Raw genomic sequence first — 18,054 nt, forward strand, 5'->3', positions numbered from 1 at the left:
TGATCGAAATCCGCCAACGCCACCCCGTCTTCGGCGTCGGCACCTACGTCGAACTCTCCGCCTCCAACCCCTCCGTCCTCGCCTTCACCCGCGAGTTCGAGGAGGGGGAGACGAACCAGTGGGGCGGCATGGACACCATCCTCTGCGTGAACAACCTGTCGCGCTTTCCGCAGCCGGTCGAACTCGATCTGCGGCGTTTCCGCGGTTCGACGCCGATCGAGTGCATGGGCGGCGTCCAGTTCCCCGCCATCGGCGAGTTGCCTTATCTGCTGACCCTGCCCGGCCACGGTTTCTACTGGTTCCTGTTGCCGCCGCCCGCGGACCACGAATCAGGAGAAGGAGTGTGAGATAGCAGTGCCGCCGTCCGGCCCTTCTCTTATCCGGCTCCTGTCCGGCTGGTTGCCCACACAGCGATGGTTCGGCGGCAAGGACGGACCCATCGACGAGCTGACGATCGGCACCGCCACCCAGCTGCGCATCGGCGACCCCGGCCTGCACCACCTCGTCCTCGACGTCCACCAGAACGGCGCCACCGACCACTACCAGGTTCTCCTCGGCACCCGCCGCCACCTGCCCGACCGGCTTCGCCACGTCGAGATCGGACGCCTTACCGACGGGCACGCTCTCGGCGGGCACGCGATGGACGGGCACGTCTACGACGCCGTCCACGACCCGGAGCTCACCCGTCCGCTGCTCGCCCTCATGGCGGACGAGGCGACGGTCGGGCCGCTGCGGTTCCACCGCGCGCCCGGTGCCGAGATTCGCACCGACCTGGACGGCACGCCCACCGCCGCCGAGCAGAGCAACACCTCACTGATCTTCGGTGACGCCTACATCTGCAAGCTGTTCCGCCGCCTGTCCCCCGGCGTCAACCCTGACCTGGAGGTGAACCTGGCGCTCGGCCGCCAGGGCTGCGCGCACGTCCCGGCCGTGCACGGGTGGATCGAGCTGGAACCCGGGCCCGGTGGCGCCGCCGAGCCCGTCACGCTGGCGCTCGTCTCGGAGTTCCTGCGCAGCGCCACCGACGGCTGGCGGTTCGCGCTCACCAGCGTCCGCGACTGGCTCGCCCAGCCGTCACAGCCCGGCCCGCTCCCGGAGGTCACGGCGAGCGACGCGGGCGCCGCCGGCGGCGACTTCGCGGCCGAGGCGGAACGGCTCGGCGCGGCGACCGCCGAGGTGCACCGCGATCTCGCCGCCGCGTTCGGTGTGACGCGGCGGACGCCCGAGGACGTCCGCGACACCGTGTTCGCGATGAACGAGCATCTCGACCGGGTCAGCGCCGCCGTCCCCGAGATACGCCCGCACGCCCCCGCGATCCGCGCGGTGTTCGACGAGGTCGCCGCGGACGCGCACGCCCTGACGGTGCAGCGCGTGCACGGCGACTACCACCTCGGCCAGGTGATGCGGACCGACACCGGCTGGATGCTGCTGGACTTCGAGGGCGAGCCGGGCCGCACGCCCGCCGAGCGCCGCGCGCCCGCGCATCCGCTGCGGGACGTCGCCGGAATGCTCCGCTCGTTCGAGTACGCGGCCCGGTACCTGATCGCGCGGGACACCGACCTGCCGCCGGACACGGTCGAGGCGCTGGAGCTGCGCGCGCGGGCGTGGGCGGAACGGAACCGGGCCGCGTTCTGCGACGGCTACGCCGCCGCGGGCGGACCCGACCCGGCCGCGCACGCCGCGCTGGTGCGGGCGTTCGAGTTCGACAAGGCCGTCTACGAGATCCACTACGAGGCGCGCAACCGTCCGTCGTGGCTGCCCGTCCCGCTGCGGTCGCTCGCCCACCTCGCGCACTGACCGGCCCGGTTCACAGGTCGATGGAGTAGTCGAGGACGACGCGGTCGGCGGGCAGCACGATGTCGCGGCAGACCTCCATCACGGCGGCACGCGACAGCAGCCGGCGGGTGATCGCGAGGACGGGCACGCCGCCCGACATGCCGAGCGTCTCCGCCTCCTCGGGGGTCGGCATCCGGGAGCGGACGGACTCCTCCACGCGCGTCGGCGGATGGCCGAGATAGGCGAGCTGCGCGAGCGTCCCGCCGGGCCACGGCTCGCGCGCCGGGTCGGCCACGGGCGTGTCCTCGACGAGCGACCACGGCAGGTAGTTGACGGAGATCTGCTGCGGCTCGCCGCGCGCGTAGAACACGAACCGGCGGCGCAGCAGCTCGGTGCCGGTCGGCAGCTCGAACAGGGCGCCGAGATCGTCGTCGGCCCGGACCCGGGTGAACTGCCGGTCGAGCCGGTACTCCTCCCAGGTGATCTTCTGGTCGCGGGTGAAGGTGGTCTCGGGCACCGCGAGCGGCCGGGTGACCGCCCGGTAGCGGTCCATCGCCACCCGGCGGGCCGGGGGGACGACCTTGACGAGCGTGCCACCGCCGCGGCGCGTCTCGACGAGACCCTCCCCGCGCAGCAGGGCGACGGCCTGTCGCACGACGATCTCGGAGACGCCGTGGACCTCGCACAACTCCGCGATGGTCGGCAGCCGGGTCCCTGGCGGAAGGCTGCCGTCCCGGATCCCCTCTCGCAGCGTGTCGGCGATGCGCAGGTAGGCGGGACGGTCCGGCACCGGCGTCACCTTCCCTTCGTCGGGGCGCGCCCACCAGCCGTACGACAGGTCGTTCGACGCGGCGTTCGATCCTGGCCCGCCCTCCAGTGATCCATACCTTCCACGCGCTATCCGCGGGGGCACGGTCCGCTTACGGACAGCTTGACACTTCTCGGACCGAGTAAGACTTTTGTATACAGAAGAGCGGCCTCGGGGAAAGGACGACCTTGATGGGCGACTTCGACGATCTGAAGGCGGCCATCCAGGAGGAGTACCCGGGCTGGCAGGTCTGGCGGAGCGACGCGGGACGCTACTACGCGACCCGCAGCGGTGACCTGAGTGACGCCCAACTCCAGGCGGGACTCGCGATGACGGTGGCCGCGGACGACTCTGTGGGCCTTCGCCGGCTGCTGCTCGACCAGACGCGCCAGGAGCGCGAAGAGAGGTGAAGCGCGGTCGTCGGGAACGGACGTGGAACGGTGCGGCGCCGTCCGCGGGCGCGGGCGTGCCGGACGGGACATGCCGATACGACAGATACCTGTGTCGTTGAGGTGACACAGGAATGGAGTTCACGGTGGTGTGGTCGATGTCACCACTGGGGCCAGGTAGACGTGGCCGCACGGGCGGTGCAATCGGCGCGACCCCCTCGACAATGAGTCGCGCCGCCCGTGCGGTCGCAATCACCGTCTCCCGTTGACCGTGGCAGCGACCGAGGCCCCTGACCGGGTGTGTTCCCTCCGAATCTTCAAGCTCCTGGAAACAGGTGCGGTCCGGACGTGAGACCGGCGTATCTCGGGGCATCCCTACTCGGGTAAAAAGTCCGGCGGACGGGAGTTGCGAGGTCATGCCACGGGTCACGCGGGCGGAGATCGACCGGCTGGTCGCCGGGGACCATCACGACCCGCACAGTGTGCTCGGTGCCCATCCCGGCGAGGACGGCGTGACCGTCCGGGCGCTGCGGCCGCTCGCCGAACGCGTCGAGGTCGTCCTGCCGAACGGGGACCGGCATCCGCTCCGGCACTTCCACGAGGGCCTGTTCGTGGGGACGTTGCCCGAGGGCACGTCCCTGTCCGGAGCCGACGCGGGCGAGGCGCCCCTCGCCACCCCCGACTACCGGCTCGCGGTCACCTACGGGGACGGCGCCGAGAACGTCCAGGACGACCCGTACCGGCATCTGCCGACGCTCGGGGACCTCGACCTGCACCTGATCGGCGAGGGACGGCACGAGGAGCTGTGGCGGGCGCTCGGCGCCCGGGTCCACGGGTACGCGTCCGCGTTCGGCACGGTCACGGGAACGACGTTCGCGGTGTGGGCGCCGACGGCGCGCGGCGTCCGCGTCGTCGGCGACTTCAACCACTGGGACGGCCGCGCCCACCCGATGCGGTCGCTCGGCTCCACCGGTGTCTGGGAGTTGTTCGTCCCCGATGTCGGTGACGGGCAGTGCTACAAGTACGAGATCCTCGGCGCGGACGGCGTGCGGCGCACGAAGGCCGACCCGATGGCGCAGTACACGGAACAGCCCCCCGCCACGGCGTCCCGCGTCTTCACCTCGTCCTATGAATGGGACGACGGTGAATGGATGGACGCCCGCAAGGACCGCGACTGGTTGCACGAACCGATGAGCGTGTACGAGGTGCATCTTGGTTCGTGGCGCCCCGGGCTCGGCTACAGGGAACTCGCGGAGGAACTCACCGAGTACGTGCGCGACATGGGTTTCACGCATGTGGAACTCCTGCCGGTCGCGGAGCACCCTTACGGGCCGTCCTGGGGCTACCAGGTCACGTCGTACTACGCGCCGACGTCACGGTTCGGGTCCCCCGACGATTTCCGCCATCTCGTCGACCGGCTTCACCAGGCCGGTATAGGCGTCCTCATGGACTGGGTTCCCGCCCACTTCCCCAAGGACGAATGGGCACTGGCCCGCTTCGACGGGACGGCCCTGTACGAGCACGACGACCCGATGCGCGGCGAACACCCGGACTGGGGGACGCTCGTGTTCAACTTCGGGCGCGCCGAGGTCCGCAATTTCCTGGTGGCGAACGCGTCGTACTGGCTGGAGGAGTTCCACATCGACGGGCTCCGCGTGGACGCCGTCGCCTCGATGCTGTACCTCGACTACTCGCGCAACGAAGGCGAGTGGGCGCCCAACATCTATGGCGGCCGCGAGAACCTGGAGGCCATCTCGTTCCTCCAGGAGATGAACGCGACCGTCTACAAGCGGAACCCGGGTGTCATGACGGTCGCGGAGGAGTCCACGGCCTGGCCCGGCGTGTCACGGCCCACCCATCTCGGCGGTCTCGGCTTCGGGTTCAAGTGGAACATGGGCTGGATGCACGACACGCTCGAATACCTTCGCCACGAGCCCGTGTTCCGGCACTACCACCACAACGAGATCACGTTCTCGCTGGTGTACGCGTTCTCGGAGAACTACGTCCTGCCGCTGTCACATGACGAGGTCGTCCACGGCAAGGGCTCGCTGTTGAGCAAGATGCCGGGCGATGCGTGGCAGCAGTTCGCGGGGCTGCGCGCGCTCCTCGCCTACATGTGGTCGCATCCCGGCAAGCAGCTGTTGTTCATGGGCCAGGAGTTCGGGCAGGGCGCCGAATGGGCGGAGGAACGCCCGCTCGACTGGTGGCTGCTGGAGAACGCCGCCGAGGGCGCGCACCACCTCGGAACGCAGAGACTCGTCCGCGACCTGAACCGCGCCTACCGCGACCTGCCCGCGCTGTGGACGCGCGACAGCGACCACGAGGGTTTCCGCTGGATCGACGGCAACGACGCGGGCGGCAACACCCTCTCCTACCTGCGCTACGGCGCGTCCCTGGACCCCGAGCCGCCGGTGGTCGCCTGCGTCGTGAACTTCGCGGGGAACCCGCACGAGAACTACCGGCTCGGGCTGCCCCGCGCGGGCGGCTGGCGCGAGATCGTCAACACCGACTCCTACGACTACGGCGGCAGCGGTGTCGGGAACCTGGGACGCGTGGAGGCGACCGACGAACCCTGGCACGGTCTGCCCGCGTCGGCGGTCCTGCGGGTCCCACCACTAGGGGCGGTGTGGCTCGTCCCTGAATAGGGTGTCGCGATGAGTACTGCGCAGCGCCTGCGGATCGTCCCGTCCCAGTTCGTCGTGGAGCACCTCCCGAACGTCACCCTGCCCGAGGACGACGAGTGGATCGCCCTGGTACGCGCCCCCGAGGGCCTCACCGTGATCCGGGACGCGTCACCGTTCACGGAGGCGGAACGCTGGGTCGGCTTCTACGGCGACACCGCCCACGGCGTCGACACTCCAGGAATGCTCGCCGCGATCGTCGGCCCCCTCGCCGACGCGGAGGTCCCGGTATTCGTCGCGTCCACCTACCACGCCGACCTCGTCCTGGTCCCCGAGCACCACCTGAAGAACGCGACCACCGCCCTCCGCGACGCAGGCCACCGCGTAGAGCCCTGATAACCCGCCCAGAACCACCTGTTTCGACGTGACCTCAGCCCGCGCGCGAACGCGTTACCCGCCCGGCGGAGCGAAGCCGAAGGCGAGCGCAGCCGGCGGATCGCGAAGCGATGCCGCGTTCGCCCCAGGAACGGTCACGTAGCGAGCCGCCAGGCGAGCGAAGTGGGCCGTTCCTGCATTAAATACAGTCGAGGAGCCAGCGGGGGCCGGTGACGGTGGCGCCGGCGGCCTCGCAGCGGGCCCGGAGTTCCCGGTCGGCCGTCACCACCAGCGGGACGGTGTCCGGCCCCGCGTTGCGGACGAGGTCCACGATCTTGTCGTCGCCGCTGCCGGGCGCGGCCACGACCTGGATCCCGTTCGCCGGTTCGTCCGCGACGCGTCTGGCCGCGCCCTCGACCACCAGGACGACCTCGGGGAAGCAGGCGTCGAACGGGACGAGCCCGCCCGGCAGGCCCCGCACCCCCGCGTCGAGGACCTTCAGGTCGTCGCGGAGCCGCGCGTTCGCGCCCGCCCGGTCCTTCCACCAGCCGTCGGCTCGGGCGCCGACGACGTTGGCCGCGTCCACGACCAGGACCAGGCTCTTCATCGCGTCGCGTAGTCCGGGCCAGCACCGCGCGAACGGCTCGAACAGCTTGCGGTCGGTGACCTCCTCCACGCGCACCCACTCCGCGCGGCGCGTCTCCCGCGACGCGGGCTCGACCGGGAGGAGTTCGGGCAGCGATCCGGTCAAGGACGTGTACGACCAGCCGCCGTGGTCTTCGACGGTGGTGCCGTGCACGTTCACGGCCGTGACGTCGAGCGTGCACTCCTCGGACGTCTCCCGCAGCGCGCCCGTGACGGCGTCCTCGTGGCTGTGCAGCGCGCCGCCGAACATGCCCCACGTCCCGCCGCCGAGGCCCCACCACGCGCGCTGCTGCAACAGCACCCACACCTGGCCGTCGGCGTCGCGGTGGTAGGCCAGCAGGCCCGCGGCGCCGAACCGTCCCCAGTGGGTGTGCCCGAGATCGCAGTCGGCCCAGCCGTCCCCGTCGCCCATGGCTTCGACGATAGCCGTGCGACGGCCGTGATGAACGGCACAACACCTCCGGCCCGGTCACCGCATAGCATCCAAGGGTCGGCATGACCGGGGAGGGCGAGTTGGGCGTCGAGGCGGGCCTGGACGTGGACCAGCGGATGCTCGACCTGTGGAACAGGCTGTCGGGCGCCGAAATGATCCAGGCCATGGCGGACGGTCACGTCCCGGAGTTCTCCGACGTCGCCCAGCACATCGGGCAGGCCGTCGCGTCCGCAGAACCGGGCCGTGTCGAGATCACCTGGACGCCGTCCGGGAGGCTGTGCAACCCGGCGGGCTCCGTCCACGGTGGCTATATCGCGATGATCCTCGACAACGCGTCCTGTCTCGCGGCGAGCAGCACCTGCGCGCGTTTCACGCCGATGCTGACGCTGCACCTGAACGTCGACTACCTGCGCGCCGTCCAGGCGGACGCCACCTACACGGTCACCGGCACCTGCCTGCATCCGGGCGGCACCCGCATGGTCTCCAACGCGCTGATCCACGACGCCGCCGGACGCGCGGTGGCGCAGGCGTCCGCGAGCGTGGTCCCGAACAAGGCGTTCTCCGTCTGACCGACCGCGGACCACCGGAGCGTCCCTGTCGGAGCGCATAGGCTGGGCCCATGGTGGATCCCGGCACAGTCGTCAACGTCATCAAGCAGGCCCGCGACCGGCGGACGGCCCCGCTGATCCTCGAACTGGACCTCACCGAGGGCATCGTGGAGACCGCGCCGACCGACCCGATCTCGGCGATCATGTCCATGCGCCGGACGGGTCTGCGCGACGTCCTGGACGGCCTGCGCCGCGCCCGGTCCGACACCCGGGTGCGCGCCCTGGTCATGAAGGTCGGCGGCGGGATCGGGCTGGCGCTCGTCCAGGAGGTGCGCGAGGCCGTCCAGGCCCTGCGGGACGCGGGCAAACTCACCGTCGCGTGGGCGGAGACCTACGGCGAGGGCGGGCGCGGCACCGTCCCCTACTACCTGGCGAGCGTCTGCGAGAAGGTCTACCTCCAGCCCACGGGCGACGTCGGCCTGACCGGGCTCGCGCTCGAGGAGCCGTTCCTCGCGGGCGCGCTGGAGAAGGCGGGCGTGGAGCCGAGGTTCGCCAAGCGCCACGAGTACAAGACCATGGCGAACACGTTCATGGAGAAGAGCTACACGCCCGAGCACGAGGAGTCGTCGCAGCGGCTCGTGGCCTCGCTCGGGGAGCAGATCGTCGCCGGGATCGCCGCGGGCCGCGGGCTTCCGGAGGAGACGGTCCGCGCGTTGACCGACCGCGGCCCGTTCCTCGCCAACGAGGCCCTGGCCGAGAAGCTGGTCGACCGTCTCGCCTACCGCGACGAGGTGTACGCCGACCTGCGCGAGGAGTTCGGCGAGCAGGCGCAGCTCCGGTATGTCGCCCGGTACAACCGCGCGCACGGCCTGGCGAGCAGGCTGCCGCAGCCCGGACGGCAGGACGCCGTCGCGCTGATCAACGGGCATGGCCCGATCCGGCTCGGCCGTAGCGGCCGTGGCGGCCCGCTGCCGAACTCCGGTCCCGCGATGGGCTCGGACACGATCGGCGCCGCGTTCCGCGCCGCCGTGAAGGACGAGCGGGTCAAGGCGATCGTGTTCCGGGTGAACAGCCCCGGCGGCTCGGCCGTCGCGTCCGACGCCATCTGGCGGGAGGTCGTGCTGGCCCGCCGCGCGGGCAAGCCGGTGATCGTGTCGATGGGCAATGTCGCCGCGTCCGGCGGCTACTACGTGGCGATGGCGGCGGACACGATCGTCGCGCAGCCCGGCACCCTCACCGGCTCGATCGGCGTCGTGACCGGCAAGGCCGTGGTGAACGGCCTGCTGGACCGGATCGGTGTCACGCTCGGCAGCGTCGCGGTCGGCGACCACGCGCGCATGTCCAGCGCCACCAAGGACTTCAGCGACTCCGAGTGGGAGCGCGTCAACGCGGCCCTCGACCGGATCTACGACGACTTCACCGCGAAGGTCGCGGAGGGCCGGGGCCTGACCCGCGAACGCGTCCACGAGCTGGCCCGGGGCCGGGTGTGGACGGGTGCCGACGCCAAGGACGGCGGCCTGGTCGACGTGCTCGGCGGCATCGACACGGCCCTCGACCTGGCCCGGAAGAAGGCGGGCCTCGCCGTCGACGCCCCCGTCCGGGTCTACCCGCACGTGTCGCCGCTGGAGCGGCTCCGCCCGCCGGAGTCCAGCGAGGACCGCACCGCCGCGTCCGCGCGTTTCGACGGCTGGGGCTCCCTCGGTGGCTTCGCCGCCCGGCTCGGCCTGCCCGCCGCGGGTCCGCTGACGCTGACCGGGCCGTGGGAGGTCCGCTGACCGCCGCGACCGGCTTCGTCGAGGCCGTCGCCGGGTTCGCCACGGGCGTCGTCGTGCTGACCGTCCGCGACGGCCGCGACGACCTCGGCACGACGGTCACGTCGTTCATGTCGGTGTCCCTGGACCCGCCGCTGGTGGTGGCGGGCGTGACGACGTCGTCGTACCTGACGGAGGTGCTGCTGCGGCAGAGCCGTTGGGCGGCGACCGTTCTGGCTTCGGAGCAGCGGGCCCTGGCCGGGCGGTTCGCCGCCGAGGGCCGTCCGAGCGCCCGCATCCTCCTCGCGAGCGCTCCCCACCACCGCGGCCCGCGCACGGACGCCCTCGTCCCGGACGGCGGCGTGGCCGCCCTCGAATGTGCGACCCGGCAGACGGTGGAGGCGGGCGACCACACGCTGTTCGTCGCGGAGGTCCTTGCCGCCGACTACATCACCCGCGATGCGAAACCCCTGGTCAGGGTCAACCGGCGTTACTTGACCTGAGTTCCGGCCTTCCACACGGCGGCGGTCTGGGGGACGCCGGGACGGTAGGCGAGGTGGATGTGGGACGCGGCGTCGAGGACGTGGACGTCCGCGCGCGCGCCGACCCCGAGGTGCCCGACATCGGTGCGGCGCAGGGCGCGGGCGCCGCCCGCCGTCGCGGCCCACACGGCCTCCGCGGGCGTCATGTGCATGTCGCGGACGGCGACCGCGACGCAGAACGCCATGCTGGAGCTGTAGCAGGACCCCGGGTTGCAGTCGCTGGCGAGCGCGACGGTGGCGCCCGCGTCGAGGAGACGGCGGGCGTCCGGGTACGGCTGGCGGGTGGAGAACTCGACGCCCGGCAGGAGCGTCGCCACCGTCTGGGACGAGGCGAGCGCGTCGACGTCGGCGTCGCTGAGGAACGTGCAGTGGTCGGCGGACGCGGCGTCCACCTCCACGGCGACCTGCACGCCGGGCCCCTGGCCGAGCTGGTTCGCGTGCACGCGCGGACTCAGCCCCGCCGCGATCCCGGCGCGCAGGATCTCCCGGGCCTGGTCGGCGTCGAAGGCGCCCTTCTCGCAGAACACGTCGACCCAGCGGGCGTGCGGGGCGCAGGCGGCGAGCATCTCCGTCGCGACCAGGCGCGTGTACCCGGCGGTGTCGTCCTTGTACTCGACGGGGACGACATGGGCCCCCAGGTAGGTGACCTCGTCGGCGAGTTCCGCGGCGATGCGGACGGCGCGTTCCTCCTGCTCGACCGTGAGCCCGTAACCGGACTTGCACTCGACGGTCGTGGTGCCCTGGTGGGCCATCTCGTCGATGAGGCGGCGGAGGGTGGCGCGGAGGTCGTCGTCGGACGCGGCCCGGGATCGTTCCACGGTCGTCCGGATGCCGCCGCCGTCGTACTTCTGACCGCTCATCCGCGCGGCGAACTCCTCGGCGCGCTCCCCGGCGAACACGAGGTGGGCGTGGGAGTCGACGAAGCCGGGCAGGACGGCCCGTCCTTTGGCGTCGAACCAGGTGTCGGCGGCGGGCGCGTCCGCGGACGGGCCCGTCCACGCGACCCTGCCGTCGTCGATCACCAGCGCGGCGTCCCGGACGATCCCGAGGCCGTCACCGACGGCCGGGTCGTTGGTGACCAGTTCCCCGATGTTCGCGATGACTGTGCTCACCACGGCAGCCTCTCACGTGTCCTTCGTCACGGCGGCGACGGCCTCGGCGAGCGCCGCGGGTACGTCGTCGACCAGTAGATGCCGCCCGTCGCGGACGATCTCCCGCCCGGACACGACCACCTGCCGGACGTCGGCGGCGGTCGCCGCGAACACGGCGGCCTCGGCGGCGTGGTCGGGTATGGAACCGGCCGTCCGCACCGAGTCGAGTGCCACGGTGACGAGGTCGGCGTACGCGCCGGGCTCCAGCCGTCCCGCCTCCGGCCAGCCGAGCCCGTAGTGGCCGTTGGACGTGGCGGCGGTGAGCAGTTCCGGGGCCGTCCAGTGGCCGCGGGCCTGGGTGCGCAGCCGCTCGTCCAGTTCCACCGCGCGGGCCTCCTCGAACAGGTCGATGACGGCGTGCTGGTCGGAGCCGAGGCAGATCGGCGAACCGGCGCCCGCGAGGTCTCGGGTCGGGCCGATGCCGTCGCCGAGGTCCCGTTCGGTGGTCGGGCACATGCACACGCCGGTCGTCGTCGTCCCGAGGAGGCCGATGTCGTCCTCGGTGAGATGCGTCGCGTGGACGGCCGTGGTCAGCGCCCCGAGGGCCCCCGACTCGGCGAGCAGCCGCGTCGGGGTCATGCCGTAGGCGTCCAGGCACGCGTCGTTCTCGGCGGGCTGCTCGGACAGGTGGACGTGCAGCGGCGCGCGGTGCCCCTGCGCCCACGACGCGACCGCCCGGAGCTGCTCGCGCGGCACGGCCCGGACGGAGTGGATCGCGGCGCCGACCCGGGCGTGGGAGAGCCCCGCCTTCGCGGTCCTCTCGCGCAGGCTCTCGACGCGGCGGGCCCAGTCGCCCGCCGTGCCGTCGCCGAAGCGGAGCTGCGACCCCTTGAGCGGACGGTCGATGCCGCCGGTGAGATAGCAGGCGTCCAGCAGCGTGATCCGGATGCCCGCGTCGGCGGCGGCGGCGATCAGCGCCTCGCCCATCGCGTTCGGCTCGGCGTAGGGGGCGCCGCCGGGCCGGTGGTGCAGGTAGTGGAACTCGCCGACACAGCTGATCCCGGCGAGGGCCATCTCGGCGAACACGGCGGTGGCGAGCGTCCGGTAGGTGCCGGGGTCGAGCCGGTCGGCGACCTTGTACATCTGGTCGCGCCACGTCCAGAACGTCCCGGAGTGGGCCTGGACGCGGGAGCGGAGCGCGCGGTGGAAGGCGTGCGAGTGCGCGTTGGCGAGACCGGGCAGCGTCAGGCCGGTCAGCCGCCGCGCGTCCTGCGGGGCGGGGACGCCGGACTCGACCCGGACGATCCGCTCGCCGTCCGCCTCGATGAGCACGTCGGCGGCGACCCGGTCACCGAGCCAGGCCAGCTGGGCATACCACTGCATTTCGGATTCCTACCCCTGGGCCAGGTCGTCGAGTACCGCGGCGAGGGCGTCCACCCCGGCCAGACAGTCCGCGGGTTCGGCGAACTCGGCGGGCGCGTGCGACACCCCGGTCGGGTTGCGGACGAACAGCATCGCCGAGGGCACCCGCGCCGACAGGATCCCCGCGTCGTGTCCCGCGCCGGTCGGCAGGACGGGGGCGCCGCCGAGCGTCTTCACCATCCGGTCCCGCAGGGTGTGGTCGAAGTCGACGACCTCGGAGTAGGACTCCTCGGCCAGCTCGACGCTCACCCGGTGCGGGCGCGCGGCGACCCTGGCGGCCTCGTCGACCTCCGCGACCGTCCGCCGGACGGCGTCGTCCGCCGGGCCTCGCGCGTCCAGCCAGCCGGTGACCGACGACGCGATCGCGTTCACCCCGCCCGGAACGACCCGGACCTTCCCGACGGTCGCGACGGTGCCGTTGCGCTCGGCCGCCTCCCGCGCCGCGATGACCATGGCAGCGAACGGCAGCATGGGGTCGCGCCGGTCCGGTAGGCCCGTCGTCCCGGCGTGGTTGCCCTCGCCGGCGAACGCGAACCGCCACCGGCCGTGCGGCACGATCGCGCTGGCGACCCCGACCGGCTTCGTGAGCGCCCTGCCCTGCTCGACGTGCAGCTCCACATAGCAGCCGATGCGGCGGAGCAGGCCGGCGTCGAGGCCGATCGCGTCGGGGTCGATTCCGGCGTTGTGCAGCACCTCGGCGAAGGTGTGGCCGTCGGCGTCGGTGAGGCCGCGGGCGCGCGCCGGGTCGATCGCCCCGGCCAGCAGCCGCGACCCCAGACACGCCACGCCGAACCGCGCGCCCTCCTCCTCCGCGAACGCGCCGATCCCGATCGGCCGCCGCGGCGTGACACCGCGTTCCCGCAGCAGGTCGACGGCCGCGAACGCGGACACGATGCCGAGCGGCCCGTCGAACGCGCCGCCGCCCGGGACCGAGTCCAGATGGCTCCCGGTCAGGACGGCGCCCTCGCGGGGGACGCCGTCCGGATACCACCAGGCGAACATGTTCCCGTTCGCGTCGTGCTCGACGTCCAGGTCGCGGCGCCGCGCCTCGTCCAGGAACCAGGCGCGGCACTCCAGCTCCGGTGGCGTCCACGCGAACCGGTCATAGCCGCCGGTCGCGCCGTCCCGCCCGATGGGCAGCAAAGCCGCCCACATCTCCTCAAAACTCATGAGCGTCTCCCTTGTGGGGGGACGCCCCCCACACCCCCCCGGTTCGCTGCGCTCATGAGCGCATGGGGATGCGCACACCCCGCTCATCGGCGACTTCCACGGCCCTGTCGTACCCGGCGTCGACGTGCCGCATGACGCCCGTGCCCGGGTCGTTGGTCAGGACACGCCGGAGCTTCTCGCCGGCGAGGGCCGTGCCGTCCGCGACGCACACCTGGCCCGCGTGCAGCGACCGGCCGATCCCGACACCGCCGCCATGGTGGATCGACACCCAGGTCGCGCCGGACGAGGTGTTCAGCATCGCGTTCAGCAGCGGCCAGTCGGCGATGGCGTCGGAACCGTCCGCCATGCCCTCGGTCTCCCGGTACGGGCTGGCGACCGACCCGCAGTCGAGGTGGTCGCGGCCGAGGACGAGCGGCGCGCTGATCTCGCCGCGCGCCACCAGGTCGTTGAACACCTCACCGGCCTTGTCGCGCTCGCCGTAGCCGAGCCAGCAGATCCGGGACGGCAGGCCCTGGAAGTGGACCCGCTCCCCCGCCATCTTGATCCAGCGGGTCAGCGGCTCGTTGTCGGGGAACAGGTCGAGGATCGCCTGGTCGGTCCGCGCGATGTCCGCCGGGTCGCCCGACAGCGCCGCCCACCGGAACGGCCCCTTGCCTTCACAGAACAGCGGCCTGATGTACGCGGGCACGAACCCGGGGAAGTCGAACGCCCGCTCGTACCCGGCGAGCTGCGCCTCCCCGCGGATCGAGTTGCCGTAGTCGAAGACCTCCGCGCCCGCGTCCTGGAAGCCGACCATCGCCTCGACGTGTGCGGCCATCGACGTCCGGGCCCGCTCGATGAACGCGGCCGGGTCCTTGTCGCGCTCGGCGGCCATGTCCTCGAACGCGACGCCGACCGGTAGGTACGCCAGCGGGTCGTGGGCGCTGGTCTGGTCGGTGACGATGTCGATCGGCGCGCCCCGCCGCAGCAGCTCCGGGACGATCTCGGCGGCGTTGCCGAGCACCGCGATCGACAGTGCCCGCCGCGTCGCCTTCGCCTCCTCCGCGAGCCGCAGCGCCTCGTCCAGGCTCTCCGCCCGCACGTCGCAGTACCGGTGCTCGACGCGGCGGTCGATGCGGGACGGGTCGCACTCGATACAGATCGCGACACCGCCGTTCATCGTGACGGCGAGCGGCTGCGCGCCGCCCATCCCGCCGAGCCCGGCGGTCAGCGTGATCGTCCCGGCGAGGGAGCCGCCGAACCGCTTCTCCGCGACGGCGGCGAACGTCTCGTAGGTGCCCTGGAGGATGCCCTGCGTGCCGATGTAGATCCACGACCCGGCGGTCATCTGCCCGTACATCGTCAGTCCGAGCGACTCCAGCCGCCGGAACTCCTCCCATGTCCCCCACTGGGGGACGAGGTTGGAGTTCGCGATCAGCACCCGGGGCGCCCACTCGTGCGTCTGGAAGATCCCGACCGGCTTTCCGGACTGGACGAGGAGCGTCTCGTCCCCCTCCAGGTCCGCCAGCGACGCGATGATGCCGTCGAAGGCGTCCCAGTTCCGGGCGGCCTTCCCCGTCCCGCCGTAGACGACCAGCTCGTCGGGATGCTCGGCCACCTCCGGATCGAGATTGTTCTGGATCATGCGCAGGGCGGCCTCCTGCGGCCAGCCCTTGGCGGCGGTCAGCGAGGTGCCGCGCGGCGCGCGGACGGGACGTGGACCTGACATCTGGTGCTCCTTCGGGAGAGCGGGCTTCAGGCGGACGGCTTCAGGCGAGCGGGCCGGTGACGGCCTCGGCGGACGCGACCAGTGAGCCGTCCCGGACCATCGCGGTCGCGGCGGCGATCTCCGGGGCGAGATAGCGGTCCGGGCCGGGCGGCGGCACGGCCTCCCGGAGTTTGGCGACGACCGCGGCGGTCGCCGGTCCCGGACGCAGCGGGGTGCGCAGGTCGAGGGCCCGCGCGGCGGTGAGGATCTCGATGGCGATGACCTGGGCGAGCCCGTCCACGGACCGGCGCAGCTTGCGGGCCGCGTTCCAGCCCATCGACACGTGGTCCTCCTGCATGGCCGAACTCGGGATCGAGTCGGCGCTCGCGGGGGCGGCGCGCCGCTTCAGGTCGGACACGATCGCGGCCTGCGTGTACTGCGCGATCATGTGCCCGGAGTCGACGCCCGGGTCGTCGGCGAGGAACGCGGGCAACCCGGCGGACCTGGCCTTGTCGAGCATCCGGTCGGTGCGCCGCTCCGACATCGAGGCGACGTCGGCGGCGGGCACCGCGAGGAAGTCCAGCACGTACGCGACGGGCGCGCCGTGGAAGTTGCCGTTCGACTCGACCCGTCCGTCCGGCAGGACGACCGGGTTGTCGACGGCGGACGCCAGTTCCCTGCCCGCGACGAGTTCGGCGTGCGCCAGCGTGTCACGGGCCGCGCCGTTCACCTGGGGGGCGCAGCGCAGCGAGTAGGCGTCCTGCACGCGGGTGCAGTCGGGCCCGCGATGCGACTCCATGATCTCCGAGTCGCCGAGCAGCGCCCGCAGGTTCGCCGCGGACGCCGCCTGGCCCGGATGCGGCCGCAGCTCCTGCAGGTCGGCGGCGAACACGCGGTCGGTGCCGAGCAGCGCCTCCACGCTCATCGCCGCCGCCACGTCCGCGGCCGTGAGCAGCCGTCGCAGGTCCTCGATCGCGAGGACGAGCATGCCGAGCATCCCGTCCGTGCCGTTGAGCAGCGCGAGGCCCTCCTTGGCGCCCAGAGTGACCGGCGCGATCCCGGCCTCGTCCAGCGCCTGCGCCGCGGGCTTCAACTCTCCGGCGGCGTCCCGCACCAGCCCCTCGCCGATCAACGCGAGCGCCACATGGGCGAGCGGCGCGAGATCGCCGGAACAGCCGAGGCTGCCGTGCTCGAAGACCTGCGGTGTGATCCCGGCGTTGAGCAGCGCGGCGAACGTCCGGGCCGTCACGGGCTGGACGCCGGTCCGGCCGGTGGCGAGCGTCCGCAGCCTGAGCAGCATCAGTGCCCGGACGACCTCCCGCTCGACCTCCGGGCCCGACCCCGCCGCGTGGGACCGGACGATGTTCAGCTGCAACTGCGCCCGCTGCTCCGGAGCGATGTGCCTGGTGGCGAGCGCCCCGAACCCGGTGGAGACTCCGTAGACGGGCGTCGGACGCTCCGCCAGCTGCTCCACATGTGCCCGGGACTCCGCGACGAGCTTCAGCGCCTCGTCCGTCAACGCGACCTTCGCACCGTCCCGCGCCACGGCCACGACCTGCGCGAAGCCCAACGCCTCGGGTCCGACCCGGACGCCGCCCTCGTCCCCCATGTTCACGCTCATGCCCACCATTCCAGCCCCCCAATGCGGCTCTTACGAGACCCCGGACGCTCAACCTGTCTCAGATTCGAGACAATACGACCATGTCCCAGGTACCGGCCGCCCGCCGGGCCCTGGCGGTGCTGCGCCTGCTGGCCGCCGCCCCGGGCCCGCTTCCCGCGTCCACGATCGCCCGCGCCCTCGACCTGCCGCGGTCGAGCACGTACCACCTCCTCACGGCCATGTCGGACGACGGTTTCGTCACCTACATCCCCGAGGAACGCCGGTGGGGCCTGGGCGTCGCGGCCTTCGAGATCGGCTCCGCCTACCTGCGTCACGAGCCCCTGGAACGTCTCGCCCGCCCGCTGCTCCGCCGCCTCGTCGACGGTGTCGGCGAGATCGCCCAGCTGGGCATCCTGCACGGCTCGGAGACGCTCTACCTGCTCAAGGAGCAGCCGCCGCGGCACGCCACCCTGGTCACCGACGTGGGCGTCCGGATGCCCGCCCATCTCACCGCCAGCGGCCGTTCCATGCTCGCGCACCTGTCGGCCGCGCAGGTCAGGGCCCTGCTGCCCGGCCGCTTCGTCAACCGCACGGGCCGGGGCCCGCAGTCGCTGCGGGAGCTGCGCCGTGTTCTGGCCGAGGACGCCCAGCGGGGCTGGGCGGTCGAGGACGGCCACATCACCGAGGGGTTCGCCAGCATCGCGGCCTGCGTGTTCGACCACACCGGCCATCCCACCGCCGCGATCACCGTCACCTTCCGCCGCGACGACCATCCGGAGGAGGCCTGGCCGGCGCTGGCCGCCCGCGTCCGCACCACGGCCGCCGCCCTCACGACCCGTCTGACCGGACGCCCCCCGGAGACCGCGCCCCGACCGTCCGGAGCCTGACCTCCCGGGTCGGCGGTCCCCGGTCGGGCCGAGGGACGGGCCGCCGTTGACCTCGATGGTCTGCCCGGTGATCCAGCGCGCCCCGTCGGAGGCGAGGAGGGTCACGGCGGCGGCGATGTCGACGGCCTCGCCGGGCCGTCCGGGGGCGGTCATCCGCGCGACGTCGCGCGCGGCCTCGGGGCGTCCGGGTCAGCGCACGCTGGGTGATGAGGAGCGGCGCCCGCACGTTGACCGCGAAGACGCGCTCGTGGGCCTCGGGGGTCGCCTTCTCGATCGTGGCGTCGTGGTCCTGGATCGCCGCGTTGTTGT

Annotated in this window: 16 protein-coding genes and 1 pseudogene; 9 read left to right on the top strand and 8 right to left on the bottom strand. The window is 72.4% G+C overall.

Translation table 11 applies throughout. The annotated features are described in order from the left end of the window. The coding region (locus BZB76_RS21765; RefSeq protein ID WP_211343126.1) for an alpha-glucosidase C-terminal domain-containing protein at nucleotides 1–347 on the top strand (347 nt) is incomplete at its 5' end. A gap of 52 nt (nucleotides 348–399) precedes the next feature. Further along, nucleotides 400–1,797 (top strand): maltokinase N-terminal cap-like domain-containing protein, encoded by a 1,398-nt coding sequence (locus BZB76_RS21770; protein ID WP_246007109.1) that lies wholly within the window; start codon nucleotides 400–402, stop codon nucleotides 1,795–1,797. Nucleotides 1,798–1,807: 10 nt separating this feature from the next. Here the strand turns inward: BZB76_RS21770 and BZB76_RS21775 are convergent, their stop codons facing one another. Continuing rightward, nucleotides 1,808–2,566 carry a GntR family transcriptional regulator gene (locus BZB76_RS21775; RefSeq protein WP_121436839.1) on the bottom strand — a complete coding sequence of 253 codons (759 nt, stop codon included), beginning with the start codon at nucleotides 2,564–2,566 and terminating at the stop codon, nucleotides 1,808–1,810. A 209-nt stretch (nucleotides 2,567–2,775) separates the two neighbouring features. On the opposite strand from BZB76_RS21775, the gene BZB76_RS21780 reads away from it, so the two are divergent. From BZB76_RS21780 to BZB76_RS21790, 3 genes are all read left to right on the top strand, one after another. Continuing rightward, a complete protein-coding gene (locus BZB76_RS21780; protein WP_121436295.1) occupies nucleotides 2,776–2,994 on the top strand; it encodes a hypothetical protein in 219 nt (72 codons plus the stop codon). Between the two features lie 395 nt (nucleotides 2,995–3,389). Next, nucleotides 3,390–5,618 (top strand): 1,4-alpha-glucan branching protein GlgB, encoded by a 2,229-nt coding sequence (gene glgB / locus BZB76_RS21785; protein ID WP_121436296.1) that lies wholly within the window; start codon nucleotides 3,390–3,392, stop codon nucleotides 5,616–5,618. Nucleotides 5,619–5,627: 9 nt separating this feature from the next. Continuing rightward, nucleotides 5,628–5,990 carry an ACT domain-containing protein gene (locus BZB76_RS21790; protein ID WP_121436297.1) on the top strand — a complete coding sequence of 121 codons (363 nt, stop codon included), beginning with the start codon at nucleotides 5,628–5,630 and terminating at the stop codon, nucleotides 5,988–5,990. Nucleotides 5,991–6,168: 178 nt separating this feature from the next. On the opposite strand, the gene BZB76_RS21795 is transcribed toward BZB76_RS21790, so the two are convergent. Then, nucleotides 6,169–7,026 (bottom strand): NUDIX domain-containing protein, encoded by an 858-nt coding sequence (locus BZB76_RS21795; RefSeq protein ID WP_121436298.1) that lies wholly within the window; start codon nucleotides 7,024–7,026, stop codon nucleotides 6,169–6,171. An 83-nt stretch (nucleotides 7,027–7,109) separates the two neighbouring features. On the opposite strand from BZB76_RS21795, the gene BZB76_RS21800 reads away from it, so the two are divergent. The 3 genes from BZB76_RS21800 to BZB76_RS21810 are packed head-to-tail and all read left to right on the top strand — an operon-like array spanning nucleotide 7,110 to nucleotide 9,849. After that, nucleotides 7,110–7,616: a PaaI family thioesterase gene (locus tag BZB76_RS21800; protein WP_121436299.1), complete on the top strand. Its 507-nt coding sequence runs from the start codon at nucleotides 7,110–7,112 to the stop codon at nucleotides 7,614–7,616. A 50-nt stretch (nucleotides 7,617–7,666) separates the two neighbouring features. Next, nucleotides 7,667–9,370, top strand: coding sequence for a signal peptide peptidase SppA (sppA, locus tag BZB76_RS21805; RefSeq protein ID WP_121436300.1), 1,704 nt, complete (start codon nucleotides 7,667–7,669; stop codon nucleotides 9,368–9,370). Next, nucleotides 9,355–9,849: a flavin reductase family protein gene (locus tag BZB76_RS21810; RefSeq protein ID WP_121436301.1), complete on the top strand. Its 495-nt coding sequence runs from the start codon at nucleotides 9,355–9,357 to the stop codon at nucleotides 9,847–9,849. Before sppA ends, BZB76_RS21810 begins: the two co-directional genes overlap by 16 nt. Here the strand turns inward: BZB76_RS21810 and hutI are convergent. Genes hutI through hutH form a run of 5 tightly spaced genes read right to left on the bottom strand, consistent with a single transcriptional unit; the run spans nucleotide 9,837 to nucleotide 16,867 of the window. After that, nucleotides 9,837–11,000: an imidazolonepropionase gene (gene hutI / locus BZB76_RS21815; protein ID WP_211343128.1), complete on the bottom strand. Its 1,164-nt coding sequence runs from the start codon at nucleotides 10,998–11,000 to the stop codon at nucleotides 9,837–9,839. The genes BZB76_RS21810 and hutI overlap by 13 nt on opposite strands. 12 nt (nucleotides 11,001–11,012) lie before the next feature. Next, nucleotides 11,013–12,362 carry a formimidoylglutamate deiminase gene (locus tag BZB76_RS21820; protein ID WP_121436303.1) on the bottom strand — a complete coding sequence of 450 codons (1,350 nt, stop codon included), beginning with the start codon at nucleotides 12,360–12,362 and terminating at the stop codon, nucleotides 11,013–11,015. Between the two features lie 9 nt (nucleotides 12,363–12,371). Beyond that, a complete protein-coding gene (locus BZB76_RS21825) occupies nucleotides 12,372–13,571 on the bottom strand; it encodes an allantoate amidohydrolase (protein WP_121436304.1) in 1,200 nt (399 codons plus the stop codon). A gap of 52 nt (nucleotides 13,572–13,623) precedes the next feature. After that, nucleotides 13,624–15,279, bottom strand: a complete 1,656-nt coding sequence (hutU, locus tag BZB76_RS21830) for a urocanate hydratase (protein WP_121436305.1) — start codon at nucleotides 15,277–15,279, stop codon at nucleotides 13,624–13,626. A gap of 40 nt (nucleotides 15,280–15,319) precedes the next feature. Further along, a complete protein-coding gene (gene hutH, locus BZB76_RS21835; RefSeq protein ID WP_121436840.1) occupies nucleotides 15,320–16,867 on the bottom strand; it encodes a histidine ammonia-lyase in 1,548 nt (515 codons plus the stop codon). 92 nt (nucleotides 16,868–16,959) lie between these two features. On the opposite strand from hutH, the gene BZB76_RS21840 reads away from it, so the two are divergent. Then, nucleotides 16,960–17,745 carry an IclR family transcriptional regulator gene (locus BZB76_RS21840; RefSeq protein WP_121436306.1) on the top strand — a complete coding sequence of 262 codons (786 nt, stop codon included), beginning with the start codon at nucleotides 16,960–16,962 and terminating at the stop codon, nucleotides 17,743–17,745. A gap of 51 nt (nucleotides 17,746–17,796) precedes the next feature. On the opposite strand, the pseudogene BZB76_RS36410 reads toward BZB76_RS21840, so the two are convergent. Continuing rightward, nucleotides 17,797–17,913 (bottom strand): annotated as a pseudogene (locus BZB76_RS36410) (3-oxoacyl-ACP reductase); the annotation flags it as partial. Between the last annotated feature and the right edge of the window lie 141 nt (nucleotides 17,914–18,054).

It is taken from the genome of Actinomadura pelletieri DSM 43383 (assembly GCF_003634705.1).
Taxonomy (GTDB): domain Bacteria; phylum Actinomycetota; class Actinomycetes; order Streptosporangiales; family Streptosporangiaceae; genus Spirillospora; species Spirillospora pelletieri.